This is a genomic window from Rathayibacter sp. AY1E6, assembly GCF_002931115.1.
In the GTDB taxonomy this organism is placed as follows: Bacteria; Actinomycetota; Actinomycetes; order Actinomycetales; family Microbacteriaceae; genus Rathayibacter.
Window position 1 is genome coordinate 356,448 of the sequence record NZ_PSVK01000002.1, and the last position, 14,886, is coordinate 371,333.

The following is a 14,886-nucleotide window of genomic DNA, read 5'->3' on the forward strand; positions in this document are numbered from 1 at the left end:
CCACCCCGGAAAGGGTGCCGCCAGGAGCTCGCGGAAGGCCGCACATCCGCCCCAGTACTGGGATCGAAGGCCGTCGGACCCCTTCCGCCGACCTACTCTCGGAGCTGTGAACGAACTCCTGGACCCGCTCCTGCTGTCGAGATGGCAGTTCGGTCTGACGACGATCTACCACTTCCTGTTCGTGCCGCTCACGATCGGCATGGCGCTCACCGTCGCGATCTTCCAGACCTGCTGGGTGCGCACCGGGAAGGTGCACTACCTGCAGATGACGAAGTTCTTCGGGAAGCTCTTCCTGATCAACTTCGCGATGGGCGTCGTGACCGGGATCGTCCAGGAGTTCCAGTTCGGGATGAACTGGAGCGACTACTCCCGCTTCGTCGGCGACGTCTTCGGGGCCCCGCTGGCGTTCGAGGGCCTGCTCGCCTTCTTCCTCGAGGCGACCTTCATCGGCCTCTGGATCTTCGGCTGGGACAAGCTGCCCGAGAAGCTGCACCTGGCCACCATCTGGCTGACCACGCTCGGCACCACGCTCTCGGCCTACTTCATCATCGCCGCGAACGCGTTCATGCAGAACCCGGTCGGCTTCCGCATCAACGAGACCAAGGGCCGCGCGGAGCTCACCGACATCTGGGCGCTCCTCACCAACAAGGTCGCTCTCGCCGCGTTCCCGCACACGATCTTCGCCTGCTTCATGGTCTCGGCCGCCGTCATCATCAGCGTCGCGGCCTACCACCTCTCGCGGAACCAGCACCTCGAGACCATGCGCCCCGCGCTGAGGTTCGGCGCCTGGATGATGCTCGTCAGCGGCGGCCTGACCCTGTTCACCGGCGACTCGCTCGGCCTCGCGATGGTCGACACGCAGCCGATGAAGATGGCGGCCGCGGAGGCGCTCTACAGGACCTCCACGGGCGTCGACGCCTCCTTCTCCGTCTTCACCTGGGGCACGCCGGACGGCTCGAGCGAGCTGTTCTCGATCCGCATCCCCTACCTGCTCTCCTTCCTCTCGACGCACACCTTCACCGGCACGGTCGAAGGCATCAACGACCTCCAGGCGCAGTACACCCAGGTCTACGGACCCGGCGACTACACGCCGATCATCTGGGTCACCTACTGGTCGTTCCGCTGGATGATGGCCCTCGGCGTCCTGGCCATCGGCATCGCCGCGGCCGGCCTCTGGTTCACCCGGAAGGGCCGCGAGCCGAAGCAGTGGATGTGGAAGGTCGCGATCTGGGCCGCCCCGCTGCCGTTGATGGCGATGATCGTGGGCTGGGTCTTCACCGAGATGGGCCGCCAGCCGTGGCTCGTGTTCGGACTGCTGAAGACCGCCGACGGAGTCTCGCCCGGAGTGAGCGGCCTCGAGGTCCTGACCTCGCTGCTCGCCTTCACCGCGATCTACGGCACGCTCGCCGTGGTCGAGTTCCGCCTGATCAAGCGGGCCGCGCAGGCCGGTCCCGACGACGCTCCCGAGGTCGACGAGGAGAGCGGTCGCCCGCAGCTCGTCGGCACCGTCTACTAGGAGGCACCCCTCATGGATCTCGCCGTTCTCTGGTTCTGGATCGTCGCGTTCTTCTTCATCGGCTACTTCGTCCTCGACGGGTTCGACTTCGGCGTCGGCATGTCGCTCCCTTTCCTCGGGCGCGACGACACCGACCGCCGCGTGCTGATCAACACGATCGGCCCGGTGTGGGACCTGAACGAGACGTGGGTGATCGTCGCCGGCGCCGCCCTGTTCGCCGCGTTCCCGGAGTGGTACGCCACGCTCTTCAGCGGGTTCTACCTGCCGCTTCTGCTCATCCTGCTCGCGCTGATCGCCCGCGGCGTCTCGTTCGAGTACCGGCACCAGCGTCCGGAGGCGCAGTGGAAGCGGCGCTTCGACACGATGATCGTCGTCGGCTCCGCGGTGCCCGCCTTCCTCTGGGGCGTGGCCTTCGCGAACATCGTGCAGGGCGTCCCGATGGACGCCGACCACAACTTCACCGGCACCGTCCTGGACCTGCTGAACCCCTACGCGCTCCTGGGCGGAGCGACGACCCTCCTGCTCTTCTTCACGCACGGAGTCGTCTTCGTCGCCCTGAAGACGGAGGGGGAGATCCGCGAGCGTGCGCGCCGCCTGGCGACCCGCGCGGGGCTGCTCACCGTGGTCGTCGCCGCGGTCTTCCTGGCCTGGACCAACCTCGGCCAGGGGAGCACCGCCTCCTGGGCGCTCTCGGCGGGCGCGGCCGCGACCCTCGTCGGCGGCTGGCTCGCCGTCACACGGGGCCGGGAGGGACGCGCCTTCGCGCTGCTGGCCGGCACCATCGCGCTCGCCGTGCTCGCCCTCTTCGCGACGCTGTTCCCCGCGGTGATGCCGGCCTCGAACGTCCCCGCCTACGGGCTGACGATCGAGAACGCCTCCAGCACGCCCTATACGCTGGCGGTCATGAGTTGGACCGCCCTGGTGTTCGTGCCGCTCATCGTCGGCTACCAGGCCTGGACCTACTGGATCTTCCGCAAGCGCATCAGCCGCGCGCACATCCCGGTCGACGCCCACTGACGTGAAGCCCCTCGATCCGCGCCTGCTCCGCTACGCCCGGGCGGCCCGCGTGTTCCTCCTGCTCGGCGGGGTGCTCGCGCTGGCGAGGACCCTGGCGATCGTCGCCTTCGCGTGGCTCGTGGCGCAGCTGGTGGCCGGTGCGGTCGACGGGAGGAGCGCCGACGATCTCGCGCCGCTGCTGGCCGCCCTGCTCGCGGTCGTCGCGGCGCGGGCGGCTCTCGCCTGGGCGACCGAGGTGAACGCGGTGCGCGGAGGAGCAGGAGCGAAGGCGCAGCTGCGGCAGGCGGTCCTCGCCGCACTGGTCGAGCTCGGCCCGGCGGGCCGCTCCGAAGGGGGCTCGGGCGGGGTCGTCGCGCTGCTGGGTGGCGGACTGGACTCCCTCGACGGCTACTTCGCCCGCTACCTCCCGCAGCTGATCGCCACCGCGGTGGCGACGCCGCTCCTGACGCTCGTGGTCTTCCTCGCCGATCCGCTCAGCGCGGTGTTCCTGGTGGTGACCCTGCCGCTCATCCCGGTGTTCATGGTGCTGATCGGCTGGGCGACCCAGGCCGTGCAGGCGCGGCAGTGGGAGCGGCTGCAGGCCCTCGCGTCCGGCTTCGTCGACACCGTCGGCGGCCTCGCGACGCTCAAGATCTTCGGGCGGGCCGAGCGGCAGGCGACGCGGATCCGCGCGCTGACCGAGGACTACCGCGTGCACACGATGAAGGTGCTGCGAGTGACCTTCGTCAGCGGCTTCGTGCTGGAGCTCGCCGGCTCGCTCTCGGTCGCACTGGTCGCCGTCTCGATCGGGCTGCGGCTCGTCGACGGCTCGCTGGGGCTGGCCGTCGGGCTGTTCGTCCTGGTGCTGGCGCCGGACGTGTTCCTGCCGGTGCGCCAGGTCGGTGCCGAGTTCCATGCGGCGGCCGACGGGGTGCAGGCGGCGGACCGCGCCTTCGCCGTCCTCGAGTGCGCGGCGGCCCTGCCCCCTCGCGGGAAGGCTCCGGCGGCGACGGGGGCGCTCGAGCTGCGGGGTCTCGCGGTCGACGACGGACGCGGGCGGACGCTCGCTCCTGTCGACGCGGTGCTCCCCGTCGGGTCGATCACCGCGGTGACCGGGCCCAGCGGGTCCGGGAAGTCGACGCTGCTCGCCGCGCTCGCGGGCTTCGTGCCCTTCTCGGGCACGCTGCTGCTCGGCGGGTCGCCGGTCGCGGATCTGCGGTCGACGCTCGCCTGGGCGGGCCAGCGGCCCGACCTGCTCCCGGGGAGCGTCGCCTCCGCCGTCGGGCTCGGAGCACTCTCGCCGGACCCCGAGCGCGTGCGGCGGGCCCTGGCGATCGCCGCGGTCGACGTGGACCCCGAGCGTCGGCTCGACGCCGAGGGGACGGGCCTCTCGGGCGGGCAGAGCGCCCGTGTCGCCGTCGCCCGCGCTGTGCACCGCCTGCTCGAGCGCGGGTGCGCGGTGCTGGCCCTGGACGAGCCGACCGCCGCCCTCGACGAGGAGTCCGAGCGGGCGCTGCTCGCCGGACTCCGGACGCTGGCGGAGAGCGGGACGATCGTCGTCGTCGCCAGCCACCGGCCGGCGACCGTCGCGGCGGCCGACGCCGTGATCGCCCTGGCGCCGGCGGGGGCGGTCGCGAGGTGAACCGCTCCGACGTCCTCCGCGCCGCGATGCCCGGGCCGCGCCGCTTCCTGCCGGGTCTGTCCTTCGGGCTGCTCTCCTCCTCGGCCGTCGTGGCGCTGCTGGCCTGCTCGGCCTGGCTGATCGTCCGCGCGGCCGAGCAGCCGCCGATCCTGTTCCTCTCCATGGCCGTCGTGGGCGTGCGGGCGTTCGCGCTGGCGCGGGCCTTCTTCCGCTACCTCGAGCGGCTGACCGGCCACGACGCCGCCTTCCGCGCGCTCGCGGAGCTCCGGGCGGGCGTCTACGAGCGCCTGGTGCCGGTCGCGCCGGACGGGCTGGGCCGCGTGCGCCGCGGCGACCTGGTCTCCCGGGTGGTGGCGGACGTCGACGCCCAGCAGGACGTGCCGCTGCGCGTCGTGCAGCCGCTGGTCGTCGCGGCGCTGGTCGCTGCGGTCTCCGTGGTCGGCGTCTGGCTGCTGCTGCCGGCGATGGGCGCCGTGCTGCTGGCGCTGCTCGTCCTCGCCTTCGCCGGCGGGGCTCTGGGCGCCGGCCGGCTCTCCGCGCAGGCGGACCGCGAGCTGGCGCCGCTGCGCGGGGAGCTCGCCGAGCGCCTCAACCTGCTGGTCACCCGCCTCGACGTGCTCATCGCCTTCGATGCGGCGAGCGACGCTCTGGCGGACGTGGCACGCGCGGAGGAGTCGCTCGCCCGGGCGGCGCGTCGACGGGCGGCCTCCACCGGACTGGCCGCGGCCGTCCTCGCCCTCTGCTCGGGCGGTGCGGTCTGGGCGGGCCTCGTGCTCGGGATCCCGGTGATCGGCGACCTCGGCGGTCCGGCGCTGGGAGTCGTCGCGCTCGTGCCGCTCGCGGTGTTCGAGGTCGCCGCCGCCGCGCCGCTCGCTGTGCAGGCGGCGCGAACCGCGCTCTCGAGCGCTCAGCGCCTGGCCGATCTGGACGCCGAGGCGGCGTCGCCGGCGCTCGCGACCGACGCGGACGTGGACCCGGACGCCCCGGCTCCCCGGGGCGCCGGCATCGTCCTGCGCGACCTGTCGGTGAGCTGGCCCGGCGCGCACACGCCCGCGCTGCGGGGCGTCTCGCTCGACCTGCCGGAGGGTGCGCGCGTCCTCGTCACCGGCGGCAGCGGCTCCGGGAAGACGACGCTCGCGCACGCTCTGGTGCGCTTCCTCGACCACTCCGGCAGCTACCTCCTGGGCGGGGTCGAGGCGCGGACGCTGCCGCAGGCGGAGGTGCGGAAGCGGGTCGGACTCGTGGAGCAGCAGCCGTACCTCTTCGACGACACGATCCGGCAGAACCTCCTCTTCGCGCGGCCCGAGGCCGATGGCGCCGTGCTCGAGGCGGTGCTCGAGCGGGTCGGGCTCGGGCCCTGGGTCGCTGCACGCGGCGGGCTCGACGCGCGGGTGGGGGAGCGGGGCTCGCTCGTCTCGGGCGGCCAGGCTCAGCGGATCGCCCTCGCACGCGCACTCCTGGCCGATTTCCGCGTCCTGGTGCTGGACGAGCCGACGGCGTCGGTGGACGCTCCCGTGGCCGACGCCCTGCTCGGGGATCTGCTCCGCGCCGCCGAGGGGCGGACGGTGGTCCTGATCGCGCACCGGGTCGATCCGGGCCTGGAGTTCGACACGCGGATCCGGGTGGCGGACGGCACGGTTGCTCAGGAGTACCGGGCCGCCTGAGCAGGCGTCCGGCTCCGCGGGGCGGTCGGTCTGAGCGGCCGTTCAGCCGTGCTCCGTCCGGACCGAGGCCCGCGCCAGGGAGGCCGCGCGCGCCAGGCGCCCGCCCTCCGCCTCCCAGCGGTCGAGGACCGCGTCCGCCCGGGTCCGCGCCGCACCGCGCAGCCCGGCCAGGAGCGGAGCGACGACGTCGCGGGCCAGCGGGTCGCTCAGCTCGTCCACGCGGGAGTCGCGGACGAAGCCCTCGAGCCGGGTGAGGTCGGAGCCGCGCAGCCACTCGGCTCGGGACTGCAGCAGCACGACGGCCGCCAGCCGCGGCTCGAACACCGCCTGCTCCCACAGCTCGGAGGAGAGGGCGGTCACGTCGTCGTGCTCGAGCGAGCGGAACTTCCTCAGCGCGTCGCGGACGGTGCCGCGGACCGCCCCGACCGAGGCGCCCGTCGAGTCGAGCCCTGATCCCAGGCGCTCGCGCACGTCCTGCGCGCGCCAGACGTCGCCCTCGTACTCCAGGGCCGAGCGGATGAAGTCGCCGGGGTCGCTCACCCCTCCATCATGCGTCGCGCGTCAGCCCCTGCTGGCCCAGACGGCCCGTCCGATGCCGTCGTACTCGACGAGGCGGCCGTCGTCCTGCAGCACGAGGCGGTAGGGCGCGACGACGCCGCTCTGGCCGATGCCGAAGGAGATCCTCGGGAACCGCAGCCAGAGGATCCGGGAGTCGGCCACGTCGAGCCGGCCCTCGGAGCTCATCGAGAAGGCGGCGCCGGAGGCGGAGGAGGTGTTCGTCGCCCAGTCCGCGCCGTTCGGCCCGTAGACGACGAAGTTGCCGTCGCGCTGCATCTCGGCCCGCCACTGCCCGCTCGCCGAGGTCAGCCGCGTGCCCGCGACGACGAGGCCGCTCGGGGAGAGCGAGTCGCGCACGACGAGCGCAGCACTGCTCCAGAGGACGCCGGAGTCGTCCGCGATCCGGAGATCGCCCTCGCGGAGGACCATCGTGGCGCCCGGCTCGCCGGACGTGTCCGAGGCCCAGACGGGCGCGCCGTCCGCGGTGTAGACCACGGCGTTCCCGTCGTCCTGCATCCGGAGGACGTTGCCCCGGCCGCGGGTGCCGCTCGCCCAGAGAGCCCCGCCCTGCCCGTAGACGACGAGGTTGCCGTCCGCCTGCATCACCGCCGTGGTGCCTCCCGGGGTGGCGAGCCGGTTCCCCGCGTAGAGGGTGCTGCCGCGGCGGAGGGTGTCGGTGCGCGGCTCGTCGATCCGGCCGCCGATGCTGCTGGCCCACGCGGCCGAGCCGCTGCGGCGGTAGATGACGAGATTGCCGTCGTCCTGCATCCGCAGCTCGCCGCCGGGGTCGGCCACCGTGCCGCTCGCCCAGACCGGGCGCCCGTCCGCGGCGTACACGACGAGGTTGCCGTCGTCCTGCATCCGCAGGCTGTCGCCGCGCCCCTGCGTGCCCGAGGCCCAGGTGGGACGGCCGCCGGCGGCGTAGACCACGGCGTTGCCGTCGGTCTGCATCACGAGGGAGGAGGCGCCGTCGGGGGACACCAGGCGCTCGCCGCGCGCGAGCTGCTCGCCGGCACGGAGGACCGCGGCGGAGGCGACGGCGGAGGACGCCGAGGGCGGGGCCTCGACCGCGGCGGCGGGCAGCGAGCCCAGCAGGAGCGCGCCCGTGGCGGCGAGCGCCGAGAGGGAGGCGGTCAGGGAGCGGCCGGAGGGGAGGTGCGTCATCGCAGGGGTCCTGTCGGGGAGGGCGGCGGGGTCGGGGGAATCGTCCCACGGCGGGGGAGACGACGACGCCCCCCGGTCCGGGGACCAGGGGGCGTCGTGGCGGAGGGGCGTCAGCCGCGGCTGGCCCAGACCGCGCGGCGGCTGTCGTACTCGACGAGGTTGCCGTCGTCCTGCATGACGAGCTTGTAGGGGCCGACCGACGCGGCGGGCGGGACGACCGACCATCCGCTCGTCGTCTCGGTGCCCACGGCGATCTGCCCGCTGGTGTCGAGGGCGAAGAAGCCGCCTGCGCGGGTGGTCTTCGACGCCCAGATCGGGCCGTTCTTGCCGTAGACGACGAAGTTGCCGTCCGCCTGCATCACCGCTCGGTAGACGCCGTTCGCGGAGCGGAGGAAGCTGCCCGCCTCGAGCGAGTTCGCCGCGTAGAGGGTGGTCGAGGGGAAGGCGGCCTGGCTGGTCCAGATCACGTCGTCGGACGGGTTCACGATGATCAGCGAGCCGGCGTTGTTGATGCCCAGGCGGAGGTCCTTGCCGCGCGTGCCCGAGAACCACTTGACGGAGCCGTCGGAGCCGTAGACGACGGCGTTGCCGTCCTTCTGCATGGTGATGCGGTTGCCGGAGCCGCCGGTGCCGGTGCCCCAGACGGCGCCCTGGGGGCCGTAGCCGACGAAGTTGCCGTCGTTCTGCATGACGGCGCTGAAGCGGCCGTCGGCGGAGGTGAGCTGGTGGACGGGGCGGAGGGTCTGCTCCGTGAACAGCGTGTCGGTCACCGGCTCGGCGATGACGCGGCGGACGCTGCTCGCCCAGGCGGGCGAGCTGTTCTCGCGGTAGACGACGAGGTTGCCGTCGGGCTGCATGATCACCGAGGCGCCCGCTTCGTTGATCGTGTTCGTGCTCCACACGGGGCCGCCCTTGGCGGAGTAGACGACCATGTTGCCGTCGGTCTGCATGACCAGGTGGTCGCCGCGGCCCTGGGTGTTCGTCGCGAAGGTGGGGCGGCCCTGCGGGTCGTAGACCACCGCGTTGCCGTCGGTCTGCATCCGGAACGAGTAGCCGTTCGTGCCCGAGACGATCCGCTGTCCGGCGGCCAGCTCCTCGCCGCCGACGAGGGCGTTGTAGTAGCTGACGGCCGCGCGGGCGGTCTGCTGGGCGGCCTCGGGCGACTCGCTCGCGGGAGCGAGGCCGGTCGGCGCCTCCTCGGAGGAGGACAGGGGCTTCTGCGGGTTCTCCGCGGCGAGCGCCGGTCCGTCCGCCCAGGCGGTCGCCAGCCGCAGACCGTGCAGGGCGTTGGCCGTCCAGACCTCACGGCCCTCGAGCGACTCCGGCTCGGCCGGGGCCTCGATCACGTCCACGCCGAGCGCGCCGGCGAGCACCGAGACGGTGCGAGCCGTCACGCTGCGCACGCGGGTGCTCGTCGCCGGAGGGACGACCAGCGCGTCGCCCAGCCACCACAGGATCGCGCTGCTCGCTCCGTCGATGACGGCGCCCTCGGCGTCGAGCAGCACGGCCTCGTCCGCTCCCGCGGCGTGCGCGCGCGTCCGCAGGAGGGCGAGACGTGCGATGTCCGGCCCCTTCCAGGACGGTGTCCGGCGCGGATCCACGGGGCTCGTCCACAGCACCACCGAGCGGGTCGTCGGCGGGGCGGGTCGCAGCCGGAGCCGCAGGGCGCCTCCCGAGAGCTCGACGCGCGGGAAGGACCGGCCCTCGCGGGGCAGGGCGGCGATCGCGGCGTGGAGGAAAGGCTCGACGTCCGGGTGCCCGCCCGCCGAAGCGACGGAGGCGGCGAACCGCTCGCGGTGCAGGTCGAGCCCGCGGACGCGTCCCTCGTCCACCAGCCAGGAGTCGGCCGCGTCCAGGGAGGTGCCGGGCGGCTCGGGAACACTCGTCAGGGCCCGCCCGTCCCACTCCCGAACCTGCTCGCCGTCCACGACCGCCTACGCTAGCCCAGTGGTCTCGGAGGATCGGCACGTCCGCTCGATCGAGCTGCCCTGGGTCGATCCGGAGCTCGCGCACCACGCCCTGTTCGCCACGGCCGAGGCGTCGTTCTGGCTGGACTCGGGCCTCGGAGCGACGAGCGGCCGCTCCTACCTCGGCGCGTGCGCCCGCGGGGACGTGCTCCTCGTCGAGGCCGGCGGCGACGTGGCGGCGGCGCTCGCCGCGGTCGACGACGAGGCCCCGGCGGGCGACCGCGCGCTCGGCCGCTACGGCTGGATCTCCTACGAGGCGGGAGCAGCCTCCGTCTCCCTGCCCTCGGCGCCGACCGGCCCCGCGGATCCGCCGGCCCTCGCCCTGCTCCGGGGCGACCCCGTGCTCGAGTTCGACCACGGGGCCCGGACCGTCCGCCTGGTCGCCACGGGAGACGTGCAGGAGCTCACCGCGCGCCTGCTCGAGCTCGTCGGGGCGCCCGCACCCGCGGACCCCGCGGATCCCGAGCCCGCCGGCGTCCCGGTCCGCCGCCACTCCGCCGCCGAGTACACGGCGCTGATCGGCCGCTGCCAGGAGGCCATCCGCGCGGGGGACGCCTACCAGCTCTGCCTCACCGACGAGATCGTCGTCGAGGGCCGGTTCGATCCGGTCGAGGCGTACCGTCGCCTCCGCCGCTCCAGCCCGAGCCATCACGGCGGGCTGATCCGCCTCGGCCCGCTCGCGCTCGTCAGCGCCTCGCCCGAGCGGTTCCTCACCGGCGGGGCCGATGGACGCGTCGCCACGCATCCCATCAAGGGCACGCGCCCCCGGGGCTGGGACGCCGACGAGGACCGCGCGCTCCGGGACGAGCTCGTGTCGAGCGTGAAGGAGCGGGCCGAGAACGTGATGATCGTGGACCTCGTCCGCAACGACCTCGCCCGGATCGCCGCCCCCGGCTCCGTCGTCGTCGACCGCCTGCTCGAGGTGGAGAGCTACCCGCACGTCCACCAGCTGGTCAGCGAGGTCTCGGCCCGCCGCGCGCCGGGCGTCGGGATCGCCGAGCTGATCGCGGCCCTCTTCCCGGCCGGCTCGATGACGGGAGCGCCCAAGCGCCGGGCGGTGGAGCTGCTGCGGGAGTGGGAGGGCGGTCCCCGCGGCGTCTACTCCGGCGCCTTCGGCCGCCTGGGCTCGGACGGCTCGCTGGACCTCGCGATGACCATCCGCACCCTCGTGCTCGACGGCGAGCGCGCCCGCCTGGGGACCGGCGGCGGCATCACCGCCCTCTCGGTGCCGGAGGAGGAGGTCGAGGAGACGCGGCTGAAGGCGCGGGCGCTCCTCGCGGTGCTGGGCGCCGCCGAGGAGTGAGCGGGCGCCGCGTTCGTCTGCCGTGCGCGCAGGGCCAGTAGGGTTGATGGTCGAACGCAGCCGCCCACGCGTGCGCGTTCTCCCCCTCCTTCAGAAGTGAGAAGCACCTGTGGCAGAAGACACCTCCCGGCAGACCGGCGCGAGCGACGAGGAGCGCTACGACTTCCGAGCGCTCCAGGAGAAGTGGCTCCCGATCTGGGAGGAGACGCGCCCGTTCGCGACGGACGACCCCGACGACAAGCGCCCCCGCAAGTACGTGCTCGACATGTTCCCGTACCCCTCGGGCGACCTGCACATGGGCCACGCCGAGGCGTACGCGCTCGGAGACGTGATCGCGCGCTACTGGCGCCAGCAGGGCTTCAACGTCCTCCACCCGATCGGCTGGGACAGCTTCGGCCTGCCCGCCGAGAACGCCGCGATCAAGCGCGGGCTGAACCCGGTCACCTGGACCTACGACAACATCGAGCAGCAGAAGCGCTCGATGAAGCGCTACGCCGCGTCCTTCGACTGGGACCGCGTGCTGCACACCTCCGACCCCGAGTACTACAAGTGGAACCAGTGGCTGTTCCTCAAGATGTACGAGAAGGGCCTCGCCTACCGCAAGGACAGCTGGGTCAACTGGGACCCGGTGGACCAGACGGTCCTGGCGAACGAGCAGGTCCTGGCGGACGGCACCTCCGAGCGCTCCGGCGCGGTCGTGGTCAAGAAGAAGCTCACGCAGTGGTACTTCAAGATCACCGACTACGCCGACCGGCTGCTCGACGACCTGAACCAGCTCGAGGGCTCCTGGCCGTCGAAGGTCATCGCCATGCAGCGCAACTGGATCGGCCGCTCCATCGGCGCCGACGTCGAGTTCGAGATCGAGGGCCGCGACGAGCGCGTCACCGTCTTCACCACGCGCCCCGACACGCTCTACGGGGCGACCTTCATGGTCGTCGCGCCCGACTCCGACCTCGCCTCCGAGCTGGTCGAGGGCTCCGAGCCCGCGATCCGCGACGCGTTCCGCAGCTACCTCGAGACGGTGCAGAAGTCGAGCGAGATCGAGCGCCTGACCGCCGACCGCCCCAAGACCGGCGTGTTCCTCGGCCGCTACGCGGTGAACCCCGTGAACGGCGAGCGGCTGCCGATCTGGGCCGCCGACTACGTCCTCTCGGACTACGGCCACGGAGCCGTCATGGCCGTGCCCGCGCACGACCAGCGCGACCTCGACTTCGCCCGCGCCTTCGACCTGCCCGTGCGCGTGGTCGTCGACACCAACGCGTCCGTCACCGGGGCGATCCCGGTCATCCCGGAGGACCCGGAGGAGCTGGCCGCGCTCGAGAAGGAGTACTCGCTCGACCCCGCCACGACCGGCGAGGCGCTGACCGGCGACGGCCGCCTGATCAACTCCGGGCCGCTCGACGGGCTCTCCAAGCGCACCGCCATCGAGCGCGTCATCAGGATGCTCGAGGAGCGCGGCCGCGGCCGCTCGGCCAAGAACTACCGCCTGCGCGACTGGCTGATCTCGCGTCAGCGCTACTGGGGCACCCCCATCCCGATCATCCACGGAGCCGACGGCGAGCTCGTGCCGGTTCCCGAGGACCAGCTGCCCGTCGTCCTGCCCTCCACCGACGGTCTCGACCTGCAGCCGAAGGGCTCGTCGCCGCTCGGAGCGGCGGAGGACTGGGTGAACGTGCCGCACCCGGTGGACGGCTCGCCCGCCCGCCGCGACCCGGACACGATGGACACCTTCGTCGACTCCTCGTGGTACTTCCTCCGCTTCCTCTCGCCGAAGGACGACACGCAGGCCTTCGATCCGAAGCTCGCCGAGAAGTGGGCGCCCGTCGACCAGTACGTCGGGGGCGTGACGCACGCGATCCTGCACCTGCTGTACGCGCGCTTCATCACCAAGGTGCTGTTCGACCTGGGCTACGTGTCGTTCACGGAGCCGTTCACGGCGCTGCTGAACCAGGGCATGGTGCAGATGGACGGCGCGGCGATGTCCAAGTCGAAGGGCAACATCGTCCGCCTCTCGGACCAGCTGGACGAGTTCGGCGTCGACGCCGTGCGCCTGACGATGGCGTTCGCCGGCCCGCCCGAGGACGACATCGACTGGGCCGACGTCTCGCCCGGCGGCAGCGCGAAGTTCCTCGCCCGCGCCTGGCGCCTGGCGAAGGACGTCACCTCGAGGCCCGACGTCGAGTGGAAGTCGGGCGACGCGGCTCTGCGCCGCCAGACCCACCGCTTCCTCGCGGAGTCCCCGTCGCTGATCGAGGCGTTCAAGTTCAACGTCGTGGTCGCGCGGCTGATGGAGCTCGTCAACGCGACCCGCAAGGTCGTCGACTCGGGCGCCGGGGCCGGGGACCCCGCGGTCCGCGAGGCGGTCGAGGTGGTCGCGATGGCCCTCAACCTGTTCGCGCCGTACACGGCGGAGGACATGTGGCACCGCCTGGGCTACGAGGGCACCGTCGCGCACGCGCTGTGGCGCAAGGCCGACCCGTCGCTGCTGGTCGAGGAGAAGGTCACGGCGATCCTGCAGGTCGACGGCAAGGTCCGCGACCGGCTCGAGGTCTCGCCGAAGATCTCCTCCGACGAGCTCGAGGAGAAGGCGCGGGCCACGGCCGGCGTCGCCCGGGCTCTCGTCGGCCGCGAGGTCGTGAAGGCGATCGTGCGGGCGCCGCGCCTGGTGAACCTGGTGACGAAGGCGGTCTAGCCGCCGATCCGTCCCGACGGGGCTCCTCCTCTCGCGGGAGGGGCCCCGTCGTGCGTTCTGCGCCGGTGCTGCCCTCTCCTCCACAGGGAGGCGATCCGGCGGGCTCTCCCCGGATCGGCGTCGGCGGCCGCTCCGGGCGGGGACACGGGTCCTACCGTCGGCGGATGCCAGAGACCAGCGGGACGGACGACGAGCAGCTGACGGCGCTGCTGCGGCCTCGGCGCTCCCGCCCGCGCTGGCGCGTGGGAGTGGGAGCGGCGGTCGTGCTCGTCATCGGCGCCGCGGTGGTCGCGGTGCTGCTCGCGGGAGCACGGTCGAGCGGTCATGAGCGGGTCCTGGAGCCCGCCGTATCGACGAGCGCGCCCGCTGCTGCGGTGGTCGAGTCGCTGTACGTGCACGTGGCCGGGGAGGTCGCCTCTCCCGGGCTGTACGTCCTGTCGCCGGAGGCGCGGGTGGCGGACGCGGTCGCCGCCGCCGGAGGGTTCCAGGAGTCGGCGGAGCGCGCGGCGGTCAACCTGGCCCGGAGGCTCGTGGACGGCGAGCAGATCGTCGTGCCGGCCGTGGGAGCGGCGCCGGCCGCGGCGGGAGCGGCTCCGGGCGGGGCCGCTCCAGGAGGGGCCTCCGCCGCCGGATCCGTGCTGAGCCTGAGCACGGCGACGGCGGCCCAGCTGGAGGAGCTGCCCGAGATCGGCCCGGCGACCGCGAAGAAGATCGTCGCCCACCGGGAGGCGAACGGCCCGTTCTCCTCTGTCGACCAGCTGCTCGAGGTCCCCGGGATCGGCGAGAAGACGCTCGCCGCGTTCCGCGACCAGGTCGCGCCGTGAGGAGCGTGCGGGCGGCGGACCTGCGGCTCCTGCCGGCAGCGGTGGCCGCCTGGACCACCGCGTGGGCGGCCGGGATGCTGCCGGTCGCGGCAGTGCTCGACGGGGGCCTCTCGTGGTGCGCCGCGGGCTGGGTGCTGCTCGGGGCGGCGTGCGTCCTGCTCCGGCGCGGCCTCGGCGGGCGGCTGGTCGGAGCGGTGCTCGTCGGGGGCGCGGGTGCCGCCCTCGCCCTCACCTCCGTCGTCGCCGCGGCGCCCGGTGACCACCCGGCGTCGCTGCGGCAGGCACAGGAGGATCGCGCCCTCACCCCGGTCACCGTGCGCGTCGACACGGGTGCCCGACCGCTCGCGACCGGGGGAGTGTGGTTCGACGCGACGGCGCTGCGGGTGGGAGACGCGTCGACCGCGGCCCCCGTCCGCGTGCTGCTCGCCGATCCCGGCGGTCGGCTGCCGGTGGGCGCCGAGCTCGACCTGGAGGCGCGTGCTGCGGCGCAGGAGGCGCCCGTCGGCGAGGCGACGATGCTGAGGGCGGCGTCCGTTCAGGACCGGCACGGTCCCGGGGGA

Annotated in this window: 10 protein-coding genes; 7 read left to right on the plus strand and 3 right to left on the minus strand. The window is 73.4% G+C overall.

All coding sequences use genetic code 11. The annotated features are described in order from the left end of the window. Nucleotides 1-106 precede the first annotated feature (106 nt). Genes C5C46_RS03380 through cydC form a run of 4 tightly spaced genes read left to right on the plus strand, consistent with a single transcriptional unit; the run spans nucleotide 107 to nucleotide 5,818 of the window. Entirely contained in the window at nucleotides 107-1,516 is a 1,410-nt protein-coding gene (locus tag C5C46_RS03380) for a cytochrome ubiquinol oxidase subunit I (RefSeq protein WP_104225635.1), read from the plus strand. A gap of 12 nt (nucleotides 1,517-1,528) precedes the next feature. After that, a complete protein-coding gene (gene cydB / locus C5C46_RS03385) occupies nucleotides 1,529-2,533 on the plus strand; it encodes a cytochrome d ubiquinol oxidase subunit II (RefSeq protein ID WP_104225636.1) in 1,005 nt (334 codons plus the stop codon). A gap of 1 nt (nucleotide 2,534) precedes the next feature. Then, nucleotides 2,535-4,154: a thiol reductant ABC exporter subunit CydD gene (gene cydD / locus C5C46_RS03390; RefSeq protein ID WP_104225637.1), complete on the plus strand. Its 1,620-nt coding sequence runs from the start codon at nucleotides 2,535-2,537 to the stop codon at nucleotides 4,152-4,154. Next, nucleotides 4,151-5,818 (plus strand): thiol reductant ABC exporter subunit CydC, encoded by a 1,668-nt coding sequence (gene cydC, locus C5C46_RS03395; protein ID WP_104225638.1) that lies wholly within the window; start codon nucleotides 4,151-4,153, stop codon nucleotides 5,816-5,818. The genes cydD and cydC overlap by 4 nt, the downstream gene beginning before the upstream one ends. A gap of 42 nt (nucleotides 5,819-5,860) precedes the next feature. Here the strand turns inward: cydC and C5C46_RS03400 are convergent, their stop codons facing one another. The 3 genes from C5C46_RS03400 to C5C46_RS03410 form a co-directional block, all read right to left on the minus strand. Then, on the minus strand, nucleotides 5,861-6,358 hold the full coding sequence (locus tag C5C46_RS03400) for a DNA alkylation repair protein (RefSeq protein ID WP_104225639.1): 498 nt from the start codon (nucleotides 6,356-6,358) through the stop codon (nucleotides 5,861-5,863). Between the two features lie 21 nt (nucleotides 6,359-6,379). Continuing rightward, the gene (locus tag C5C46_RS16535) at nucleotides 6,380-7,540 is read right to left on the minus strand and encodes a hypothetical protein (RefSeq protein ID WP_181136483.1); all 1,161 of its coding nucleotides are present in this window, start codon (nucleotides 7,538-7,540) and stop codon (nucleotides 6,380-6,382) included. Nucleotides 7,541-7,650: 110 nt separating this feature from the next. Beyond that, nucleotides 7,651-9,468: an aminotransferase class IV gene (locus tag C5C46_RS03410; RefSeq protein ID WP_104225640.1), complete on the minus strand. Its 1,818-nt coding sequence runs from the start codon at nucleotides 9,466-9,468 to the stop codon at nucleotides 7,651-7,653. Nucleotides 9,469-9,487: 19 nt separating this feature from the next. Between C5C46_RS03410 and C5C46_RS03415 the strand changes: the two genes are divergently transcribed. The 3 genes from C5C46_RS03415 to C5C46_RS03425 all read left to right on the plus strand — a co-directional run bounded on the left by C5C46_RS03415 (nucleotide 9,488) and on the right by C5C46_RS03425 (nucleotide 14,326). Further along, nucleotides 9,488-10,810: an anthranilate synthase component I family protein gene (locus tag C5C46_RS03415; RefSeq protein WP_104225641.1), complete on the plus strand. Its 1,323-nt coding sequence runs from the start codon at nucleotides 9,488-9,490 to the stop codon at nucleotides 10,808-10,810. A 109-nt stretch (nucleotides 10,811-10,919) separates the two neighbouring features. Then, on the plus strand, nucleotides 10,920-13,502 hold the full coding sequence (leuS, locus tag C5C46_RS03420) for a leucine--tRNA ligase (RefSeq protein WP_104225642.1): 2,583 nt from the start codon (nucleotides 10,920-10,922) through the stop codon (nucleotides 13,500-13,502). A gap of 164 nt (nucleotides 13,503-13,666) precedes the next feature. Beyond that, a complete protein-coding gene (locus tag C5C46_RS03425) occupies nucleotides 13,667-14,326 on the plus strand; it encodes a ComEA family DNA-binding protein (protein WP_104225643.1) in 660 nt (219 codons plus the stop codon). Nucleotides 14,327-14,886: the final 560 nt, after the last annotated feature.

What these genes read in the sequence shown, in the direction of transcription:
- cydB (WP_104225636.1), top strand. Translation starts at nt 1,529, where the DNA reads ATGGATCTCGCCGTTCTCTGGTTCTGGATCGTCGCGTTCTTCTTCATC.
- C5C46_RS16535 (WP_181136483.1), bottom strand. Translation starts at nt 7,540, where the DNA reads ATGACGCACCTCCCCTCCGGCCGCTCCCTGACCGCCTCCCTCTCGGCG.
- C5C46_RS03425 (WP_104225643.1), top strand. Translation starts at nt 13,667, where the DNA reads ATGCCAGAGACCAGCGGGACGGACGACGAGCAGCTGACGGCGCTGCTG.